The sequence below is a fragment of the Zhongshania aquatica genome (genome assembly GCF_027257955.1).
Lineage (GTDB): Bacteria > Pseudomonadota > Gammaproteobacteria > Pseudomonadales > Spongiibacteraceae > Spongiibacter > Spongiibacter aquatica.
The window spans coordinates 19,979-39,585 of the sequence record NZ_JANZNQ010000006.1; the positions used below are offsets into that span (position 1 = coordinate 19,979).

The 19,607-nt window shown below is 48.0% G+C and carries 19 protein-coding genes; 9 read left to right on the top strand and 10 right to left on the bottom strand.

What is annotated here, in order from left to right; translation table 11 throughout:
• Positions 1–27: 27 nt before the first annotated feature.
• A complete protein-coding gene (locus O9X78_RS07600) occupies positions 28–345 on the bottom strand; it encodes a hypothetical protein (protein WP_269619035.1) in 318 nt (105 codons plus the stop codon).
• Positions 346–479: 134 nt separating this feature from the next.
• On the opposite strand from O9X78_RS07600, the gene O9X78_RS07605 reads away from it, so the two are divergent.
• Genes O9X78_RS07605 through O9X78_RS07615 form a run of 3 tightly spaced genes read left to right on the top strand, consistent with a single transcriptional unit; the run spans position 480 to position 4,478 of the window.
• Positions 480–2,519: a DUF3604 domain-containing protein gene (locus O9X78_RS07605; protein ID WP_269619036.1), complete on the top strand. Its 2,040-nt coding sequence runs from the start codon at positions 480–482 to the stop codon at positions 2,517–2,519.
• On the top strand, positions 2,516–3,466 hold the full coding sequence (locus O9X78_RS07610; RefSeq protein WP_269619037.1) for a peptidylprolyl isomerase: 951 nt from the start codon (positions 2,516–2,518) through the stop codon (positions 3,464–3,466). The genes O9X78_RS07605 and O9X78_RS07610 overlap by 4 nt, the downstream gene beginning before the upstream one ends.
• Positions 3,453–4,478, top strand: coding sequence for a HupE/UreJ family protein (locus O9X78_RS07615; protein ID WP_269619038.1), 1,026 nt, complete (start codon positions 3,453–3,455; stop codon positions 4,476–4,478). The genes O9X78_RS07610 and O9X78_RS07615 overlap by 14 nt, the downstream gene beginning before the upstream one ends.
• 4 nt (positions 4,479–4,482) lie before the next feature.
• Here the strand turns inward: O9X78_RS07615 and O9X78_RS07620 are convergent, their stop codons facing one another.
• Positions 4,483–5,313: a hypothetical protein gene (locus tag O9X78_RS07620; protein ID WP_269619039.1), complete on the bottom strand. Its 831-nt coding sequence runs from the start codon at positions 5,311–5,313 to the stop codon at positions 4,483–4,485.
• A gap of 69 nt (positions 5,314–5,382) precedes the next feature.
• Between O9X78_RS07620 and O9X78_RS07625 the strand changes: the two genes are divergently transcribed.
• Positions 5,383–6,171 carry an alpha/beta fold hydrolase gene (locus O9X78_RS07625; protein WP_269619040.1) on the top strand — a complete coding sequence of 263 codons (789 nt, stop codon included), beginning with the start codon at positions 5,383–5,385 and terminating at the stop codon, positions 6,169–6,171.
• Between the two features lie 101 nt (positions 6,172–6,272).
• Complete coding sequence (locus O9X78_RS07630) at positions 6,273–7,139, top strand: DUF2971 domain-containing protein (protein ID WP_269619041.1); 867 nt, start codon at positions 6,273–6,275, stop codon at positions 7,137–7,139.
• A gap of 14 nt (positions 7,140–7,153) precedes the next feature.
• Here O9X78_RS07630 and O9X78_RS07635 read toward each other — a convergent pair whose 3' ends face one another.
• Together O9X78_RS07635 and O9X78_RS07640 are read right to left on the bottom strand one after the other, a co-directional pair.
• Positions 7,154–8,755, bottom strand: a complete 1,602-nt coding sequence (locus O9X78_RS07635; protein ID WP_269619042.1) for a GMC family oxidoreductase — start codon at positions 8,753–8,755, stop codon at positions 7,154–7,156.
• A 98-nt stretch (positions 8,756–8,853) separates the two neighbouring features.
• Positions 8,854–9,642: a pseudouridine synthase gene (locus O9X78_RS07640; protein ID WP_269619043.1), complete on the bottom strand. Its 789-nt coding sequence runs from the start codon at positions 9,640–9,642 to the stop codon at positions 8,854–8,856.
• 138 nt (positions 9,643–9,780) lie between these two features.
• Between O9X78_RS07640 and O9X78_RS07645 the strand changes: the two genes are divergently transcribed.
• On the top strand, positions 9,781–10,284 hold the full coding sequence (locus tag O9X78_RS07645; RefSeq protein ID WP_269619044.1) for an SRPBCC family protein: 504 nt from the start codon (positions 9,781–9,783) through the stop codon (positions 10,282–10,284).
• Positions 10,285–10,319: 35 nt separating this feature from the next.
• Here the strand turns inward: O9X78_RS07645 and O9X78_RS07650 are convergent, their stop codons facing one another.
• The 4 genes from O9X78_RS07650 to bioA form a co-directional block, all read right to left on the bottom strand.
• Positions 10,320–10,889 (bottom strand): YtfJ family protein, encoded by a 570-nt coding sequence (locus O9X78_RS07650; RefSeq protein ID WP_269619045.1) that lies wholly within the window; start codon positions 10,887–10,889, stop codon positions 10,320–10,322.
• Positions 10,890–11,047: 158 nt separating this feature from the next.
• The gene (locus tag O9X78_RS07655; protein ID WP_269619046.1) at positions 11,048–11,458 is read right to left on the bottom strand and encodes a secondary thiamine-phosphate synthase enzyme YjbQ; all 411 of its coding nucleotides are present in this window, start codon (positions 11,456–11,458) and stop codon (positions 11,048–11,050) included.
• A gap of 21 nt (positions 11,459–11,479) precedes the next feature.
• Entirely contained in the window at positions 11,480–12,298 is an 819-nt protein-coding gene (locus tag O9X78_RS07660; protein ID WP_269619047.1) for an ion transporter, read from the bottom strand.
• A gap of 4 nt (positions 12,299–12,302) precedes the next feature.
• Positions 12,303–13,604, bottom strand: a complete 1,302-nt coding sequence (gene bioA / locus O9X78_RS07665) for an adenosylmethionine--8-amino-7-oxononanoate transaminase (RefSeq protein WP_269619048.1) — start codon at positions 13,602–13,604, stop codon at positions 12,303–12,305.
• 257 nt (positions 13,605–13,861) lie between these two features.
• On the opposite strand from bioA, the gene O9X78_RS07670 reads away from it, so the two are divergent.
• Positions 13,862–15,226, top strand: coding sequence for a class II fumarate hydratase (locus tag O9X78_RS07670; protein WP_269619049.1), 1,365 nt, complete (start codon positions 13,862–13,864; stop codon positions 15,224–15,226).
• Positions 15,227–15,254: 28 nt separating this feature from the next.
• Here the strand turns inward: O9X78_RS07670 and O9X78_RS07675 are convergent, their stop codons facing one another.
• Together O9X78_RS07675 and O9X78_RS07680 are read right to left on the bottom strand one after the other, a co-directional pair.
• Positions 15,255–15,719, bottom strand: coding sequence for a thiol-disulfide oxidoreductase DCC family protein (locus tag O9X78_RS07675; RefSeq protein WP_269619050.1), 465 nt, complete (start codon positions 15,717–15,719; stop codon positions 15,255–15,257).
• A gap of 46 nt (positions 15,720–15,765) precedes the next feature.
• Positions 15,766–16,428 carry an arylesterase gene (locus O9X78_RS07680; RefSeq protein WP_269619051.1) on the bottom strand — a complete coding sequence of 221 codons (663 nt, stop codon included), beginning with the start codon at positions 16,426–16,428 and terminating at the stop codon, positions 15,766–15,768.
• On the opposite strand from O9X78_RS07680, the gene O9X78_RS07685 reads away from it, so the two are divergent.
• On the top strand, positions 16,427–17,113 hold the full coding sequence (locus O9X78_RS07685; RefSeq protein WP_269619052.1) for an ABC transporter ATP-binding protein: 687 nt from the start codon (positions 16,427–16,429) through the stop codon (positions 17,111–17,113). The genes O9X78_RS07680 and O9X78_RS07685 overlap by 2 nt on opposite strands.
• Positions 17,110–19,605, top strand: a complete 2,496-nt coding sequence (locus tag O9X78_RS07690; RefSeq protein ID WP_269619053.1) for an ABC transporter permease — start codon at positions 17,110–17,112, stop codon at positions 19,603–19,605. The genes O9X78_RS07685 and O9X78_RS07690 overlap by 4 nt, the downstream gene beginning before the upstream one ends.
• Positions 19,606–19,607: the final 2 nt, after the last annotated feature.

Consider the following 19,607-nt stretch of genomic DNA (forward strand, 5'->3'; position numbering starts at 1 on the left):
AAAATCACTATGATTTTGCCCTTTTAGTTAAATACCAAGAAAAACCTTCACTCGCGTATTAAACGCCGGTTTGTAATAGTGACCGCAGTAGCGGTTATGTTCATGACGAACATAGTATCGGTCATTGTGGCGATCATGGTAATAGCTGCTGTAATGTCCTGAGTAGTGGCGACCGTGGTCGTCCTTGTAGTATTTTCTATCGTGTTTTTTGTGGCCGTGTTTATAGGCTTTACCGTGGCTTTGATAGCGGTTATCGAATTGTTTTTTGCCGTAGTGGTCCGCGTATGCTCCGCTAGTGGCGAGACCGAGACTGGCGAGTAGAATTAAGGTTTTTGTAAATTTCATGGTGATGCTCCTTGTGTTGAATACGGTGCAATCATCGCATTGCTTGGCTGAACGACTCCTGAACGCCAGAGTATTTGTAAATATTGCGTCCATACATAATAATAGCGATACTATAAAAACAGGGTGCGTACGACATGAGTGATAGTTTCTTCAATCACCGGGTTTCGATATTTCTATTTCTTTTTTGCTTCCTTGATTGTGCCAATGCTAAAGCCGATGAGGCGCTTGACATCAATATCGCTGGTCCGAGTTCTGCGCCTATGGACTCCCGCGAGCCCTGCCATAGCCACACGGCTAAACGGCAGGTTTTTTGGGGTGACACCCACGTGCACACTAAATACTCCTTAGATGCCAGCACACAGGGTACGCGTACCTCGCCCGCAGATGCCTACCGTTTTGCTCAGGGAGCGAAAATTGGAGTCCAGCCTTGGACTGCTGATGGCAAACCACTGCGTCATTTGCGTTTAGATCGGCCCTTGGATTTTGCCGTTGTGACTGATCACGCAGAGTTATTTGGCGAAGTGGAAATATGCCAAACCCCGTCTATGTCGGGCTACGATAGTTGGCAGTGTAAAATCTACCGAAATATCCCCCGTGCCGCGTTTTTCTTGTTTAATACTCAGTCTTCTCGCGCTAAGCGCTTAGGTATGTGTGGTGATGATGGCGAGCTTTGCCGGGCTGCTGGGCTGCGTCCTTGGCAAGAAATTCAACAGGCGGCGGAGGCGGCTTATGATCGCTCTGGGGGCTGCGAATTTACCAGTTTTGTAGCCTATGAATGGACCGGAGCATCCGCTAATTTAGCCAACTTACATCGCAATATAATATTTAAAAATAAACAGGTTCCCGCCTTGCCGCTGAGTTTTGTCGACACACCGTCTGCACCCTTGCTGTGGGATGCGCTTGATCGTGATTGTGTCAATGCGGGAACGGGATGCGAGGTGTTGGTAATACCCCATAACTCGAATCTTAGTGATGGTTATATGTTCAGTTTAGCTCGCGATGATGGAACATTAATTACGACAGAAGATGCTAAGCAGCGCGCTCGCTTAGAGCGATTAGTTGAGGTAATGCAGCACAAAGGTAGTTCAGAATGCTTCTACGACCCGCTAAACAGCGCTGATGAATTATGCGGTTTTGAACAATTACCTTACAGTAGCTTTACCGATAAATTTGCCGGCAAAATTTTGCCTTTTATGAGTAAGCCAGCGGGAAAAGATGCAGGATTTATTCGTGATGTGTTGCGTGATGGAATGGAACAGAAACAAAAGTTAGGCGTAAATCCATTCAAACTGGGGTTTATTGCTAGTTCAGATACACATATAGGTGCAGCAGGTGCCGTAGCTGAAAAAGGCTTTTTAGGGCACGGTGGTGCGGGCGTGCCGGTTGGCGATGAAGTGCCGGAAGGTCTGCCAGATGATTTGGAATTTAATCCCGGCGGTTTAGCGGCGGTGTGGGCGGAAGAAAATAGTCGCGACTCATTGTTTGACGCGATGCAGCGCAGAGAAACCTATGGGACTAGTGGTCCCCGCATAATACTCCGTTTCTTTGGTGGAGATGATTCTTTGCCTAATGATATATGCGAGCGGCAAGATTACGTTGCGCAGGGCTATGAGCATGGCGTGCCAATGGGAAGTGATTTAAATCTATCGGCTGTTGCAACATCTCCAGTGTTTACCGTTTTCGCAAAAATGGATGGTGGCAGTACAGCGCACCCAGGTATGCCTCTCCAGCGAATTCAAATCATCAAGGGGAGCGTAGATGAAGACGGCAATCGCAATGAGCGCGTGATTGATATTGCGGGTGACGCGGGTAATGGAGCCGGTGTTGATATACAGACCTGCGAGACTTATGGTCCTGGGCAGGCGCAGTTATGTGGACGTTGGCAGGATCCGCAATTTAATCCTGCAGAGCATGCTTACTACTATGCGCGTGTTTTGGAAAATCCGAGTTGTCGCTGGAGCCAACAGATCTGTGTAGCGGCAAAGATCGATTGCGACAAGCCTGACACAATTAAAAAGGGGTATGAACAGTGTTGCTCAGCTGAGCATCGCCCAGTCATTCAGGAGCGGGCGTGGTCGTCGCCCATTTGGTACTCGCCGACGCGCGAAACCGCCTTTGAAACGAATGGAGTCGGGCTTGACGCGGCTCGCACAGGGAAAGAATCAACCCTGTGAAGCGCTTCGTTTCCTCACGACTTTTACATTTTTTTAGTATTGGTCTCGTCATTTATTTTCTGATTAATGCCTACAGTCGTCAGCAGCAGCGCTATGTTTTGTGTCTGACGGACTCAAAGCTCAATGTTTTAGCCGAGGATTGGGCGAAAAATACGGGCAGGGCAGTGCGGCCAGATGAACTCGCGCATTTAGCGGATGCTGCCTTGGACGAACAAATTTTGGTTAAAGAGGCGATGCTGCAGGGCTTACATAAATCGGATCCTGTCATTCTTCAACGCTTATTGCGGGACGCTGATTTCCTTGGTGTCGAAGGTAATGCTAAAGACAAAATTGAAGCTGTGTTGTCCTTGGATATAGCGGCGAGCGATGAGGTTGTTCGTCGGCGTTTGATTCAAGTTTTACAATATAATGTATGGAGTTCAGAGAAGGATAACCCGCCAACAGACGCTGATTTAAAGACAATATACTCCCAGCATAAAGAGCTTGGGGTTATTCCTCGGCGTATTAGCTTTGAACATGTGTATTTCAATACTCAAGATAATAAGCCGAGCGCCGGTGATGTCATTGTCGATGATGCGAACGCGAGAGCGGCACGCCGCGTACAACTGGGCGTTGAAAGCGTTGATCAAGGTGATGTCTTTTTAAGTGGCAATGAGTTTTTCAATATGACTCCCCTTGCGATAACGTCAATATTTGGCGAAGAATTTAGTCAATCCCTGAGCGACGGTGATCTACCCCTTGGGAAATGGTCCGGGCCACTAGAATCCCAATTTGGCTCGCACGCGGTACGTATACTCTCTCGCGAAGACGCGTATCGACTTTCTTTTTTAAGTTTGCGTTCGGAGCTTGAAGATATTTGGCAAGAGGAAACTAAAGCAAAACGTTGGGAGCAGTATGTACAACAATTGCGTGGCCGCTATCGAGAGGTGTGTCATGCGAATAAGTAGTGTTTTTCTGCTATGTCTCTGTATTTGCAGTAGTGTGAGCGCCCATAAGCTCGCGCCATCTTTACTAGAACTTACTGAATTGCCGGGCGGCGTCATTGGGCTTATGTGGCGAACACCGCTTGTGGCGTCGAAGCCTCCTGACGTTGTCTTACCGGCATCGTGTGAAACGATGGGAAGCCTTGATAAATCTATTAATGCCACTGCGGCGGAACAGCGCTATTCACTGCTGTGTTCAAAATCAACATCAGATTTAGAGTTCGCATTAAGTGGCTTGTCAGCATCGCGCTCAGCCGCTTTAGTGAGATGGTATGGTCTTGATGGCGAAGAGCAGCAACAGTTATTAGCTGCTGACGAGGATACATTCTCACCACAAAACCGAGATGGCAGAGGATTGCCAATCCTGCAGTTTACGGGGCTTGGTGTTAAGCATATTTTAATTGGTGCTGATCACCTTTTATTTGTTCTTGGTTTACTACTGGTGGCGAAAAATCGTTACCGCCTATTTGTTTGGATTAGCGCTTTTACCGTTGGGCATAGCGTGACTCTGCTGTTGGTGAGCATTGGTGTTATTCCGCGCTGGCCAGCGCTGACTGAGTGGCTTATCGCGGCGAGCGTATTGATTATGGCGCTATGGGCTGAAAGGAATAACGATAAATATAGCGGTAAGCTAAGCAGTAAACGATTTACTCTGCTTATTGGTGTTTTCGGATTATTACATGGTTTAGGTTTTGCCTCGGTACTTGAGGAGCTTAGTGTGCCGTCGGGCGAGATGTTGCCTGCGCTTCTGGGCTTTAATATTGGAATTGAGTTAGGTCAGATACTTTTTATAACGGTAGTGCTTTGTGCGGTTATACTCGCAAATCGCCTACTGCAGATGTGGCCACACGCCCAACTACGCTGCGCAGTGCTAGCGAGATTGGTGGCAGTGTATTTGATGGGTTCGATTGCGAGTTTCTGGATGATAGATCGTGGCCTTATTTTACTAGAGGCCACGTTTCTAGGTGTGTACTGATTATTTATTCAGTTTGTGGCTCTGGTAAGTCGGTGTCTACTGCAGTTTTAGTTTTTTCTGGTTCTTTTCCAGGATAGTGCTTCATTGTGATTAAAGGGTGAAACGCGATTTCAATGCCTTCTTCAATATTATTGCTACGACTGAGTATTTTTTTCCGCCTAACAAAGCCCTTGTCGGATTTTCGGGTATCAATACCATGTAAGGTGTCGATACCGCCTCGGCTAGAGAACAGCGGTTTGCCCTGAGTGGTATAAATTGTGACGACGAGAGACGCACCCTTAATAATCTGTGTCCAATTGAAGTCAGTTGGTACGCTTGATGTAGCTCCCTCTGTGGCGGGCTCCCTCGTTACGCCATACCAGCGCGCATAGTGTTTCATGCCTGGGCTATGTTGCACGTCGTGCTCGATCAGATCGGTAAACACAACCCCATCGATGTCTTTCTGAGCACTTAAGCTTTCTAGGGTTGCAGCCATCACCTTTTGCCAACCCTCTGAATCAACTTTACCTGTAGTAGGGTCATAGAAGTTGCCGTAGGTTAGTAAAGCTTGTTGCCAAGCATTATTAAATAGGTGGTTTGGCGCGATACTTATACCATTTGATTTTAAATAGTCTTCTACTAGACCGTCTACCTTGTCAACACTATCGCGCAACACAGAGCGGGTCGGGGCACCACTAACATTGACAGTGGCTATAATGACTTTCTTTATTGGTTTTTGTTTGATGTCTTCGCGACTGATAAAATAGTCATATGTTGTCGGATTGTAGTCTGTTGAACTACAGCCGGTCGTCACTACAGCGCCGATTAGCGCCAAGATAAGTAGATAAAGTCGCACAATAACCCCTTTTTTATATAAAAAGCCTGTGCATTCTAGCAACGGCTATAGATGATGAGAAGCAAACATATGCCCAGAGCAGTGAGATTACATACAGAAGTCAGCGGTAGCGGTGACACCAGTGTTATTTTATTACACGGCCTATTCGGTTCAGCCAGCAATTTACTCTCAGTGGCGCGGAGTTTGGAGAACCATTTTACCGTAGTACGCATGGATTTACGTAATCACGGTAAATCTGCTCACAGCGACCAGATGGATATTCCCGTTATGGCTGAAGACGTACTAGCCGCCATGGACGAACTAAAAATTGCAAAGGCCCACCTGCTTGGTCACTCCTTAGGTGGAAAAGTTGCGATGCAAGTTGCAATTGTCCATCCGGAGCGCGTTATACGCTTAGTCGTTGCTGATATTGCGCCGGTTCGTTACGGTCGCGGGCATGACAATATCATCACTGCCTTGCTTGGTCTTGAATTACGCTCCCTTGAAAACCGTGGGCAGGCTGATGAGGCGTTAAAGAAAGACATTCCTGAAATTGAAATTAGGCAGTTTCTACTTAAAAATTTGATGCGCGACGGAAAGGATGGCTGGGCATGGCGAATGAATTTAGCTGTTATAGCAGAGCTTTATGATAATTTGCGAGATGCACCGTCTTCGGAGCCATTCAATGGGCCGACACTCTTTATTCGAGGCGAACGCTCGGGCTATATTCGTGACGAGAACCGAGCGCCGATGATGCGTCAATTTCAGGATATGTATTTTGAAACCATCGCCAATGCGGGGCACTGGTTGCACGCTGAATACCCGGCAATATTTAACGGCTTAGTAAATGAGTTTTTACGGAGTGACGAGGCAGCCTAAAGAGCGGCGAACCAAATAATAATTGCGCAGCAAATTTTAGTGGTTGACCAATATTGATTGTCACATCGCTATGTTAAAACGGCGGGAAACGAGGAGCTGACATGATTAGCACGATTACCGAAACGCTATTTTCTGAACCGCCAAGAGAAACTTTATATCACTACACGTCCCTAAGTGGGGTGCTTGGCATTATTGGTAGCCGAACGCTGTGGGCGAGTGATATTCGCTATATGAACGATTCGGCGGAGCTGCGTCATACCGCCGATCTCGTCGCCAATGAAGTGTCTAAGCGGATTAATGAGGGTCACCTTCGGCCGCAATTGTTGACTAGCTTTTTAGACTGGGTGAGAAATCGCATTACCAACGGTCACATTCTGTTTGGTGCGTCATTTCGTTCGAATGGGAATTTGTTAAGTCAGTGGCGTGGCTATAGTTCGGTAGGCAAGGGGGCTAGTTTGGGCTTTAACCCAAATTCCATTGTCAGGTGTGCCACTCAGCAGCAGTTTAAGATGGGGCGATGCATATACGATCGCGTCGAACAGCAATTGCTAATTTCACAGGTTATGGATGCTGTGGAGGTGTTGGCGACAGGGTTTGAAGATAATGTTGAAAGTGACGTTTATCATCAGCTTTTTGAGCACCTAGAAAGCGATTTATTGCGCTTGGCGGCCATTCTTAAGCATCCCTCCTTTGAAGAGGAGCAAGAGTGGCGGTTGGTATCGCCGGTGATATCGGATTATCGCCAAGCGGCGGTAAATTTTCGCGAGGGCCGCAGTATGTTGGTGCCGTATATGAGTTTTTCCTTGGTCGCCGACGATACTGATGCTGTTGACCTTGATCACGTTTACTTGGGGCCCACGCCCAATATCAGTTTGTCGATGAACTCGATGAAAATGTGTTTAGTTAAGAACGGTATCCGGCCAGTCAATGGCATTGAATATTGTCAGATTCCGTATAGACAAAATTAGAGCAGTTCAACGTATCAGTTGCCATTCTCTCCCAAAATAAAGTCGGCGCAGCGCTCGCCGATAAGTACTGCGGTGGCATTGGTATTACCTGAAATAAGCGTGGGCATGATTGACGCGTCGGCTACCCGCAAACCCTCTATGCCGTGCACCTTTAAACGATCGTCGACCACTGCCATATCGTCGTTGCCCATTTTGCATGTGCCCACGGGGTGATAGACCGACTCGCCAGTGTTGCGGATGAATTCTAGTAGTTCATCATCGCTTTGTACTTCTGGTCCCGGAACTAGTTCTTCTCGACGATATGCATCGAAGACTGGTGCCTCAAAGATGGCGCGTGTTTTACGTACTGCGGCTATCATTTTTTTGCGGTCGTCTTCTTCCGCTAGATAATTGTGCAATAGCGCTGGAGCGTCGGTCGGGTCATTGCTGCGAATATGGACGTGTCCCCGGCTTTTGGGGCGCAGATAACACACCGTAGCGGTGGTGCCCGGAACGGTCTGCATGCGGCCGCTTTCGTCTTGGGTGCCGGCGGCTGGGGTGAAATGAATTTGCGCATCGGCACGATCCACGCTGGGATCAGTTTTAAAGAACACGCCTACCTGTGACGCCGGGTGTACCAACATGCCTCGTCGTTGAAACGCCAATTTAGCAAATGTGCCCACCATTGCTAAGGGCTTGCTGTCTTCATAGAACGTTTTTAAACCTACGAAGGAACGCTGGGTATTAACGGTTAGATGGTCTTGTAGGTTTTCACCCACACCCGCTAGCGGAGTGTGAACTTTGATACCGTGCTTACTAAGTATCTCGGGGTTGCCGACGCCGGACAGTTCTAGTAACTGCGGAGAATTAACGGTGCCACCGCAGAGAATGATCTCCTTTCGGCAGTTGACGGTTATTTGCGCTTTATTTTGAAGGTAGCGCAGTGCAGATGCACGATTTCCCTGAAATTCAATACGACATGCCAAGGCGTTCGTGGCGACTGTTAGGTTGGCGCGCGTCATTGCCGGTTTAAGGTAGGTTTTTGCGGTACTTTGTCGTAAACCATTGCGAATGTTCACCTGAAAGAAGCCCGCTCCCTCTTGGTTTTCGCCGTTAAAGTCGTCATTCGCCGGAATGCCAGATTCCGTGGCGGCCTGTATATACATATTCGCTAAGTCGTATTTGTCACCAACATTGTCCACCCAGAGTTGGCCATTGCTGCCATGATATTTGCTATCGCCATTGGTGTTGTGTTCGCAGCGCTTAAAAATGGGCAGTAGATCGTCATAAGACCAATCTCGATTACCTAATTTTGCCCAATTGTCATAGTCCTCGCGTTGACCACGAATATATACCATGCCATTAATTGAACTTGAGCCACCTAGCAACTTACCGCGTGGCTGGTCAATACAGCGATTGTTCATGTGCGGTTCTGGCTCACTTTTATAGCACCAGCTGAATTGCGGGTTTTTCATGGTAAACGCGAAACCGAGGGGAATATGCACCATAGGGTGGCTGTCTTTGCCGCCAGCTTCCAGTAGCAGTACGGTATGTTCACCACTTGCCGATAGGCGGTTGGCCAAGGCGCAGCCCGCCGATCCAGCGCCAACAATGATGTAATCATAGTGAGTAGTCATGCTAATTTTCCGCGTTAACCCAGTTTGCTGTTGGTGACTTTTACAGTGGGTGTATTGTTATTAGCTGTACAATACGATTTGGCGGTATTAGATGTAAGTTATAATTTTGTAACCTTTTTCTCACGCCACTCCATGGGAAGTGCTTCTTGCCAATTAAAGCGGGCGAGGAGACCAGAAAAGCATGAGTCTACAGGTGCGTTTATACATAGATTTTTACCGCTGATTGGGTGCAGGAACGACTGCTGTGCCGCGTGCAATAGTAGGCGAGGGCACTCAAGTTGGTCTGCAAAGAAGCGATTGTGGCGACCTCGGCCGTATTTGGCATCACCGATAATCGGATGGGAAATGTGCTTTAAATGGCGTCGTAATTGGTGGCGACGTCCCGTATGTGGCTGTAACTGAATCAGGGAGTAGCGGGACTGAGCATAGGTCTCAATCTCCACATCTAACTCAAATTTGTCCAATAGGCGGAAATCGGTAATTGCTGACTGCGCTTCAGCGGCTTTGCTCTTGACGATACGCTGGTCTGTTACTTCAGTTAAAGGGTGGTCTATATGGCCTTCCGTTGCACAATGTCCCCGGACAACGGCGATATAGGATTTAGCTATTCGCTGTTGGCTAAAGGTATTTCCTAGTTCACTGGCTACGTTGGCACTTAAGCCAAAGAGTAAAACCCCAGAAGTTGGCTTGTCTAAACGGTGTGCGGGATAGACATACTGGCCTATCTGATCTCGCAGCAGTTGTATTGCAAATCGTGTTTCATGCCTGTCGATTGGGCTGCGGTGAACCAGTAGGCCTGAAGGCTTATTGATAGCGACGATGTCATCGTCTTGGTAAAGAATATCGAGGGTCTCAACGCCGTCAATCTGTTGCTTGGTTGTGTCCATTTTATAATAGGGCCTTAGATGAAGACTTTGTCATATTCACACTCTGATCTTGTTTGAGAATTACTGCCGGTGTTAGATTCGCCGCTATACACATAATTAGTCGTACTTGTTGGTAGTCGGTTTTTTTGGAGAGTTCGCGTGGCACAAAAGTACCCCTGTAAAATCGTCGATATGACATTCTTTGATTCTGCCCCTTTTCGCTATGTCGCAGAGGTTGAGGTGAATGTTAGCGCGGCGGATGTATTTGCGTCCTTCGAAAATGCCGACGATTGGCCGCGTTGGGCTATGCCTATTCAAAAAGTAGAGTGGACCGCGCCCAAGCCCTTCGGCATTGGCACCACCCGAACCGTCAGTATGGTCGGCGGTCTCGTTGGTTACGAGGAGTTTATCGCTTGGGAGCGCGGGCGGGAAATGGCTTTTTGTTTTACCCACGGCAGTAAGGACAATATCGAGTCGTTCGCAGAGCGATATGAAGTTGATGCATTAGAGGAGAAGCGTTGCCGTGTTCGTTGGACAATGGCGATGAAACCAAAAGGGTTTAGTAAGTACTTCTTGCCGGTGTTTAGTCCGGTAATGCATTTAAGCGTAAAGATGATGCTACGTAAGTTTGCGCGCTTGGTAGAGGGCCGTACTTGCTGTTAGATGGTAACAAATAGCGGCCCATTTTGATTTAAGCCCTAGCTTTTGCTTTTGGCAATTTCTTCATCTAAAAGCGTCATAATCGTGTCGATATCTGCGGCGCTAAGCTTCCCTTCTTTTATGTATCGAATCTTTCCTTCATCGTCGACAAGGATGAATGACACAGTACCTGTGCTCAATGTCCACGCCTTAATCCCCGCTCCCTTTTCGTCGGCAACAAGTATGGCCTCAGGGTGCTCACGTTTATTCTTGCTAAGTTCGCTGCTAATCAGCCCTGACGTTCCCCAAAGTGCATCATTCAGATTGATTATACTGATTGACTGAAAGCTACCGGGTTCAAATTCACGCGCATTAAGACGTTTTTTTAAAGGGGCTATTATTCCGTCGGATGACATTCTGGCAGCGGTATGAAAAATGAGAGCCGGAGAGCCGAGGGCAATTTGTGATGTTGACCACGGTTTATGACTAATTTTCTCACCATTTAGCACCAGTTCACCTTTGCTTGGCACAGTAAAATTAGGGAGTGTGCCGCCGACTTCGATGGCGTTGCAAAAGGCCGAGAGCCCAATAAGTGAAAAAGCTAATGTGATTTTTTTTAAAGTTATCATGTAGCACGTACCTGAATTATTAAGTCGAGTAAAAGCGAACTAAGAATACCATAGGCTTTGCGATGCAAATATGACGCTTATTTCATCTTTGCGTCACTACCATAATACCCCGCAAAGTTTACAGGACCTTGATGAACGGTAACTGAACGGCGAACTAGTTATGCACCAATATGCATAATAATGTTGCGCTCGGCGGGTGCATGGCGATGCTCCCAAAGGTAGATTCCCTGCCAATTTCCCAGAGCAAGCTGGCCTTTTATAATTGGAATCGACAGAGACGTTGCGGTTAATGTGGCTTTGATATGTGCGGGCATATCGTCGTTGCCCTCAAGCGTATGGGTGTATAGCGGGTCGTGTTCGGGTACTAAGCGATTCAGCCATTGTTCCAAATCTCGACGGGCACTGTCATCGTAATTTTCTTGTATCAGTAGGCTGGCAGAGGTGTGCTGAATATATAAGGTGCACAGGCCATCTTGCTGAGGGAGTAACTCAGAAATTTTGTTAGTGATTGCATCTGTAATGCTATGTAAACCTTGGCCATTTACAGAAAAAGAGAACTGTTTAATCATTGTGTGAATTCCGTGCTTTTCCTAATTTGGCGGTGGCAACTTTTCACCGCAATGATGGCAGAATGAAGACTCTTTTCCGTGGCCAAATTTTTCGCAACTATTACATTGCCGGTTATTCATGCTTCTCTGACTTTCCTGTATTAGTTCGGCGCTAAGAATACCCGTTGGTATTGCAATGATGGCGTAGCTAGTAATCATTGCTAGCGCAGCGATAAATTGCCCCAAAGGTGTGTGTGGTGCTATATCGCCGTAACCGACGGTCGTCACCGTTACAATTGCCCAATACATACTTCTAGGTAGGCTGGTAAATCCGTTTTCTGGACCTTCAATTAAGTACATTAGTGCGCCGAAGACGACGATCAGAGTCAGCACAGAAACTAAAAATACTGATATCTTTCTTCGGGAGGAAATCAGTGAGCGAATAAGCACATTGGCTTCGCTCATATAGTGAAATAATTTAAAAACTCTAAATACGCGAAGTACACGAAATATCCGAATCACTAATAGATGCTGTGCGCCCGGTATAAAAAGAGAAAGGTAAGTTGGCAGTGTGGCAAGTAGGTCGACAAGTCCGTAGAAGCTGAGGATATACGCGCGTCTATTGGGAGAACAATATATGCGGGCGATATACTCTAAGGTAAATAATATTGTGAATACTATTTCGGCAATAAAAAGCCAGTCGCCAAATCGCTCATGTATTGATGCAACCGAATCTACAAATAATGCAGTGACACTGGTTAATATGATAAAAATTAGAAAAATATCGAAATTTCTGCCGGGACCTGGTTCGGTGCCGAATATCACTTCGTAGAGGCGCGCCTTCAAACTCGGCTTAGCCATCCCCTTACTCCTCTTCGGCTACAGCGGCGACAATTTGTTGACAAAGATAGCGTAAATCGTCGTTGCTGATAATGTAGGGAGGCATGGTGTAAACCAGCTTACCAAAGGGCCGCATCCAAATACCTTTGTCGATAAAGCGCGATTGAATACTGCACATGTTGACGCTTTCTTTAAGTTCAATCACACCAATTGCACCAAGGCAGCGAACATCGGCAACAGAATTTAACTGTGTGGCAGATGCTAGTTCAGTCTTGAGAATACCTTCAATTCTTTCAATATTGGCCTGCCAGTCGTCTGCTAGTAAAAGATCGATACTGGCGTTAGCGATGCTACACGCCAATGGATTACCCATAAATGTGGGACCATGCATGAACACACCGGCTTCGCCGTTGCAGATGCCTTCGGCGATGCGATCACTACATAGGGTCGCCGCAAGGGAAAGATAGCCGCCAGTAAGCGCTTTACCAACGCACATTATGTCCGGGCTTATGTCGGCGTGTTCGCAGGCGAATAACTTTCCTGTTCGGCCAAAGCCAGTGGCGATTTCATCGTGAATCAGCAGAATATCGAACTCGTCACACAGGGCACGGAGACGCCTTAGGTAATCTCCACCGTAGAATTTCATTCCTCCCGCACCCTGAACAATCGGTTCAACGATGACGGCAGCCAACTCATGGTGGTGTTTTTCTAATAAACTTTTGAGCTCAGCCATGTCTTCGTCGCTCGCGTTATTACCAAACGCTGTGCGAGGTGATTCGACGAATAAATGTGACGGCAAGACTTTATTAAATAGGTGGTGCATACCGGTTACCGGGTCACAGGTTGCCATCGCGCCGAAGGTGTCGCCGTGATAGCCATTGCGAAGTGCTAATAGCCGTGTTTTATTTTGTTTGCCAATGGAATACCAGTATTGCAGCGCCATCTTGATGGCAACTTCTACCGCGACCGAGCCAGAGTCGGAAATAAAAACTTTTGTCAGCGGCGTAGGGGTTAAATCAACTAAGCGTTTACCTAGGGACGCCGCTGCGGGGTGGGTGATGCCGCCAAACATGACGTGAGACATGTCTGCTAGCTGGGATGTCGCGGCGGCGTTGAGTGCAGGATGATTGTAGCCGTGAATGGCAGACCACCAAGATGACATGCCGTCAATGAGCTCTGTACCGTCGGCTAGGGTAAGTCTCACCCCTTTTGCCGCGACCACCGGCACCATCGGCGCGGGCGTTAACATTGACGAATAGGGGTGCCAAATATGATCCTTGTCCCATTGCAGCCATTGTTCAGTGGTGGCGTTGCGGTAATCAGACATTATTATCTCCATGTGAATGCTCGTCATTTTAAGCACTTAAGAGCCATAACACGAGTTTAGTAGAAATCTTTGCTTAATCAGGCGGCAGACCTTAGCGTTATCGGGGCACTATATAACTTGAATATTTGTGTTGGTAACAGAACCCCCATAAAAATGTCATTATAGGGTGGTGTTGATACGTGCTAATACCGCGATAGATTTGCAAAAAGAAGACACCGTTGACGCGCCACGTCATGTTTAAGACTAAAGGAGTGGATATGAGCGAGAGCAGAATAGAGCACGACAGCATGGGTGATGTGGTTGTGCCGAAAAGTGCAAAATTCGGTGCGCAAACCCAGCGTGCGATTGAGAACTTCGCGATCAGTGATCTTCGTTTTTCGAAGGAATTTATTGCGGCTATTGTGCGTGTGAAGCGTTGCGCTGCAATGGTTAATCGTGAAGAGGAGCTGCTTTCTGAGCCATTATTTCAAGCTATAACCAGCGCAGCAGACCAAGTATTGGCCGGCGAATTTAGTGATCAGTTTCCCCTTGATGTTTTTCAAACGGGTTCGGGCACAAGTACCAATATGAACGTCAATGAGGTGTTGGCGAATGTGGCCTCAGAGATAAGTGGCTTAGAAGTTAGTGCTAATGACCACGTCAATATGAGTCAAAGCAGTAATGATGTCATCCCAACCGCCATTCATATAAGCGCGGCTTTGGCGATACACGCTCAGCTCCTACCGGCTATAGAACACTTAGAAGCCTGCATTCGAGAAAAAGCGAGCAGCGTTGATAGAGTCATAAAAACGGGTCGTACTCATTTGATGGATGCGATGCCCTTAACATTGGGGCAGGAGCTTGGCGCATGGGCGGAACAGGTGCACAAGGCGGGAAAGCGCCTGCTCGAGGCGCAACATCAGCTATGTTATTTAGCTCAGGGTGGCACCGCGGTGGGTACCGGGGTAAATGCGCCGGATCTTTTTGCTGAAAAGTTTTGTGCGGCAATCAGTATTGATACCGGCTTGGGTTTTTTACCAAATCCCTCATTGTTTGAAGCCTTGTCGTCTCAAGATGCTGCGGTATCGGTGTCAGGGCAGCTCAAAACGTTGGCGGTGTCGCTGATAAAGATTTGCAATGATTTGCGCTGGATGAATAGCGGGCCATTGACGGGTTTAGGTGAAATCCGATTGCCTGCTCTGCAGCCGGGCAGCAGTATTATGCCGGGCAAAGTGAATCCGGTAATTCCCGAAGCCGTCGCGATGGCTGCTGCTCAAGTCATCGGTAACGACGCCTGTATAACGGTTGCAGGGCAATCGGGCAATTTTCAGTTAAACGTGATGCTCCCGGTGATTGCCTACAATTTACTGCAAAGTATTAGCGTGATGGCGAATTCCTGTCGCTCATTGGCTGACCAAGCAATATCGGGTTTCGAGATTAATGAGTTTTCGTTGGCCGAGAGCGTGGCTAAAAATCCTATACTGGTCACCGCTCTGAACCCTGTTATTGGTTACCTTGCTTCGGCAGAAATTGCTAAGAAAGCCTACGCGGATCAGCGGCCAGTGATTGACGTTGCCGAAGAATTGACTGATTTAAGCAGAGAGGAGCTGAGTAAGTTATTGGATCCGTTAAAACTAGTGTGAACTCAGCCTTAGGTGTTCTCGATTTACATTAATGCTTAACTGTTTCAAAGCATAAAAATCGTTGTGCGTGATCAGCACTTGGCAGCAAACACTGACCATATTTTCCGAAAATTACGTAGCGATTTTTGGCGATAAAATCATAGCCGTAATCCCGCAGAACACCAGGTATCAGCACAAAAATACGGAGAATTCGCCATGGGTAAGGCATCGCTGCCATGATCTGAAGAAAGGCGGCGCTTTTCTGGAAGACGTGGCCGTTTTCTAGGTAATACATGCTGTCGTAGTGATCGCTAGGCTGATCGGCGTCGCGTAGCTGGTAATACGTCATAATCGCGGCACCTTCGTCGGATTGCACTGCGCAAAGTTTGAAGTGTCTGGATTTATCAAATCGAATGATAAATCGGCTCCATGCGTGGCATAGCTTGCATACCCCATCAAAGAGAATGACGTTGTTTGCCTCTTTTATAAATTGTTCTTTATTGCTAAGAGTCATTTCATCGTTCTATGTGGGTATGACCGTTGCTCGAACTTACAAAAACTTAATCCAGCATTGCTCGCAGTGAAGGTAATACGTTCTGTACTATCAGGGGCTGGGCATTCGCGGTGGGGTGAATGCCATCACTTTGCATGAGCTCGTTATTGCCGGCAACAGATTCTAGTAAAAAAGGTACCAGTGGAAGATCATTTTCCTTTGCGAGCAGCGTGTAATTTTCTTCAAAGGCTCTGGTGTATGGCTTACCGTAGTTTGGCGGTATTTTCATGCCGATCAGCAAAACTTGTGCACCGGCATCAGAACTGAGTGTGATCAAGTTTTGAAGGTTCTTGCGTATGCTGGGCACAGGATAACCGCGCAGTCCGTCGTTGCCGCCGAGTTCGATGATAACGATGTGGGGCTGATGTTCTTTGAGTAAGGCCGGTAGTCTGTTAAGGCCACCGGCGGTGGTTTCACCGCTAACGCTGGCGTTGATAAGCGTCGCTTGATCAGCGATTTCTTTTTGTAAGAGCGGAACCCAGCCCTCGTGCTGGCGCATTCCGTACGCTGCGCTAACACTGTCGCCCAGAACGAGAATTTTGCAGTCAGGTACAAGCTCTGCATATGCAATATTGCTGCTGCACAGTAGGCTAAAAACACCAATAAATACCGTTAGACGTCGCAGTACTAGATGTCGCATAGACAATAATTGGGAAGTAAATTTCATCATGATTCGTGTCAATAATCTCTGTAAAACGGTTGTCACTGGCGGACAGCAATTAGACATACTGAAAGGGATCAGCTTTGAAATCAAGGCGGGCGAGAGCGTGGCGATTGTTGGCGCCTCTGGCGCGGGCAAGTCGACGCTACTTGGTTTGCTCGCTGGGCTCGACAATGCGAGTAGTGGTGAGATCTATTTGCACGATGAAAATATCAGTTTAATGAATGAAGATGAGCGCGCTTCACTGCGTGCGCGGCATGTGGGTTTTGTATTTCAGTCATTTCAACTACTGCCAGGTCTTACCGCGCTAGAAAATGTCATGCTGCCCCTTGAGTTGGCTGGGCATCGTTCGCCCGCTGCGGCGGCCCAAGTTTTCCTAGATAAAGTAGGTTTAAAGGATCGCGGCGCTCACTACCCCAGAGTTCTCTCTGGTGGCGAGCAGCAGCGTGTTGCCTTGGCCAGAGCATTTGCCGTTGAACCCGATATATTATTTGCCGATGAGCCGACGGGTAATTTGGACGAACATACAGGTCAACGTATCGTTGATTTACTGTTTGAACTCAATAGTCAGAGTAAAACAACCTTGGTGTTGGTCACCCATGAAGCCGGTTTGGCTCATCGTTGTGAACGAATCTTAGTTATGCACGACGGTCAGCTGAGTGAAGAGCCAGTGAGCGCGAGTACCACCCTATGATCGTTCGCGGTATACGGCATTTGATGCGAGCGTGGCGCGGTGGCGAGCTAGGCCTGCTCGGTTTTTCATTGGCGTTGGCGGTGGCAATTGTCACCGGTATTGCCGGATTCTCAGATCGCTTAAGTCGTAATATGGAGCAGCAAAGTCACCATTTTCTGGCAGCTGACCGAGTATTAAAGACGGCGCGCACGGTTCCCGACGAGTGGATTGCTGAGGCCAAGAAGCGTGACCTGCGCACCGCCGTGGTCGCGAGCTTTCGGTCTATGGTCTACGCCGGTGATGCCATGCAGCTGGCATCTATAAAAGCGGTAACAGATGGCTATCCGCTTATCGGAGAACTCGGAGTCAGTGATGTACTGTTTGGCATGCCACAAGCGCGCACAACCGGCCCACAGCCAGGTGAAATGTGGCTGGATTCACGTCTATATGCGCTCCTAAATTTGCAGATAGGCGATACCGCGGCTGTCGGTGATAAGGAATTTACTGCCGGTAGAGCGCTGATCAGCGAACCCGATCAGGGCGGCATGAACGACATGTTGGCGCCCCGCGGGATGATCAATTATGCCGATCTGGCCGCCACTGACGTGGTGCAGCCCGGAAGTTTAGTGACCTACCGCTATTTATTTGCCGGTACTGAGCAACAGCTTGAGAGTTACGAGGTTTGGCTCAGGCCTCGCTTAGAAGACGGCCAGCGCTGGCAGGGTGTTCGTGACGGCCAGCCCGCGATGGCAACAACCATTAAGCGAGCAGAGGGCTATTTACTACTTGCGGCAAGCCTCGGTGTAGCCTTAGCTGGTGCAGCAATCGCGTTGGCGGCGAGGCGTTATGGTGAGCGGAACACCGACAATGTCGCCATTATGAAAGCCCTTGGCGCAAGCCGTAAGCAGGTACTCATCCACTATGGTACGCAGCTTGGTTTGCTTTGCATTGGCGCAATTGTTGTCGGCGGCATGGGTGGGCAAGGGTTGCAGTGGGCATTGTTCACGAGTCTTAAAGAACTACTAACGGTGGACGTCCCAGGGGCCAGTTGGCGTCCGTTTATGGTCGGCGCGGTAACCGCATTTGGCTGCACGGCGGTATTTGCTATGCCGCCGGTATTTCGGCTCAGCAAGGTCTCGCCGATGCGTGTGTTACGACGCGCAGGTGATGATGAAAGCGCGGGATTACTTGTTAGTGCGCTGACCGGTATCGGTGGTATTGGGCTATTAATGTGGTGGTATAGCGAAGATCTTTTACTTAGCTCGGCAGTATTAGCTGCGGCACTGGTCATTGGTGTGCTGGCTAGCGTTTTAGTGCTGTATTTAATTTCATTTGCGCGCCGTGTTCTTATTAATCGGTCTGGAAGCGCTCTTCGTCTAGCGCTAGCGGCAATGTATCGGCGTCGGTTTGGCAATGCGTTTCAGGTTGCCAGTTTTGCACTGTCACTTATGGCGCTGACGTGCTTGGGGCTTCTTCGTACGTCCTTGCTCGAAGATTGGCAGCTGCAGTTGCCCACTGATGCACCAAATCATTTTTTGATTAATATACAACCCTCCGAGATTACACCCCTGAGTAGCTTCTTTGACGAGCACAAACTAAAAGACGCCGGATTATTTCCCATGGTAAGGGGGAGATTGACCCATATCGATCAGCAAAAAGTGTCGGAGATAAAAGATGTCGATGCTGAGAGCGGGAGTATTAATAGGGAATTGAATTTGAGTTGGGCAAAGGATTTGCCTGATGATAATCAATTGCTGTCCGGTCTCTGGTGGTCAGAGATTGAGTCTGAAAACACCGATAAAATACCGGTATCGATAGAGTCTGAGCTTGCTGAGAAACTCCATATTAAATTAGGTACGGAGTTGGAATTCAATATTGGCGGCCAATTGCTCAGCGCGAAAGTGACGAGTATACGCAGCTTAGATTGGGCCAGTATGCGACCTAATTTTTATTTTATCTTTCCGCCTAGTACTTTAGATAATTACGCGGGGAGCTATATCACCAGTTTCTATTTACCAGCGGATCAGAAAGCTCTACTAGGCGAACTACTCAGGCAGTTCCCGACCTTTACGTTAATTGAAATCGACGCGGTTATTCAGCAAATGACCCTTGTAGTGGGGCAGGTAAGCTCCGCGATTGGTTTAGTATTAATTTTGGTGGTTTTCTGCGCGCTACTTGTCGGTATCGCCAATGTACAAGCTAGCCTTGATAGCCGGCTACAAGAGAACGCGATTTTACGAACACTAGGTGCCAGTAAGAAATTAATGATCAGCGGCTTAATGATTGAGTTCGCCGCGGTGGGCTTGCTGGCCGGTTTGCTGGCAGCGGCGGGGAGTAATGTCGCGTTATTAGGTCTTCAGTACTGGGTTCTGGATATGGATGTGGTTTTCCACGGCATGGTTTTTATTATTGCGCCCTTGATTGGCGTGGTAACGATGTGTCTTCTCGCATGGATTTCCTGTCGTAAATTGGTCAACAAGCCGCCACTAGTCGTGCTGCGGCAAACACTGTAGCG

Excerpts from the sequence above, each read along its gene's own strand:
- O9X78_RS07600 (WP_269619035.1), bottom strand. The coding sequence starts at position 345 with ATGAAATTTACAAAAACCTTAATTCTACTCGCCAGTCTCGGTCTCGCC.
- O9X78_RS07605 (WP_269619036.1), top strand. The coding sequence starts at position 480 with ATGAGTGATAGTTTCTTCAATCACCGGGTTTCGATATTTCTATTTCTT.
- O9X78_RS07615 (WP_269619038.1), top strand. The coding sequence starts at position 3,453 with ATGCGAATAAGTAGTGTTTTTCTGCTATGTCTCTGTATTTGCAGTAGT.
- O9X78_RS07625 (WP_269619040.1), top strand. The coding sequence starts at position 5,383 with ATGCCCAGAGCAGTGAGATTACATACAGAAGTCAGCGGTAGCGGTGAC.
- O9X78_RS07630 (WP_269619041.1), top strand. The coding sequence starts at position 6,273 with ATGATTAGCACGATTACCGAAACGCTATTTTCTGAACCGCCAAGAGAA.
- O9X78_RS07635 (WP_269619042.1), bottom strand. The coding sequence starts at position 8,755 with ATGACTACTCACTATGATTACATCATTGTTGGCGCTGGATCGGCGGGC.
- O9X78_RS07640 (WP_269619043.1), bottom strand. The coding sequence starts at position 9,642 with ATGGACACAACCAAGCAACAGATTGACGGCGTTGAGACCCTCGATATT.
- O9X78_RS07650 (WP_269619045.1), bottom strand. The coding sequence starts at position 10,889 with ATGATAACTTTAAAAAAAATCACATTAGCTTTTTCACTTATTGGGCTC.
- O9X78_RS07655 (WP_269619046.1), bottom strand. The coding sequence starts at position 11,458 with ATGATTAAACAGTTCTCTTTTTCTGTAAATGGCCAAGGTTTACATAGC.
- O9X78_RS07660 (WP_269619047.1), bottom strand. The coding sequence starts at position 12,298 with ATGGCTAAGCCGAGTTTGAAGGCGCGCCTCTACGAAGTGATATTCGGC.
- bioA (WP_269619048.1), bottom strand. The coding sequence starts at position 13,604 with ATGTCTGATTACCGCAACGCCACCACTGAACAATGGCTGCAATGGGAC.
- O9X78_RS07670 (WP_269619049.1), top strand. The coding sequence starts at position 13,862 with ATGAGCGAGAGCAGAATAGAGCACGACAGCATGGGTGATGTGGTTGTG.
- O9X78_RS07675 (WP_269619050.1), bottom strand. The coding sequence starts at position 15,719 with ATGACTCTTAGCAATAAAGAACAATTTATAAAAGAGGCAAACAACGTC.
- O9X78_RS07685 (WP_269619052.1), top strand. The coding sequence starts at position 16,427 with ATGATTCGTGTCAATAATCTCTGTAAAACGGTTGTCACTGGCGGACAG.
- O9X78_RS07680 (WP_269619051.1), bottom strand. The coding sequence starts at position 16,428 with ATGATGAAATTTACTTCCCAATTATTGTCTATGCGACATCTAGTACTG.
- O9X78_RS07690 (WP_269619053.1), top strand. The coding sequence starts at position 17,110 with ATGATCGTTCGCGGTATACGGCATTTGATGCGAGCGTGGCGCGGTGGC.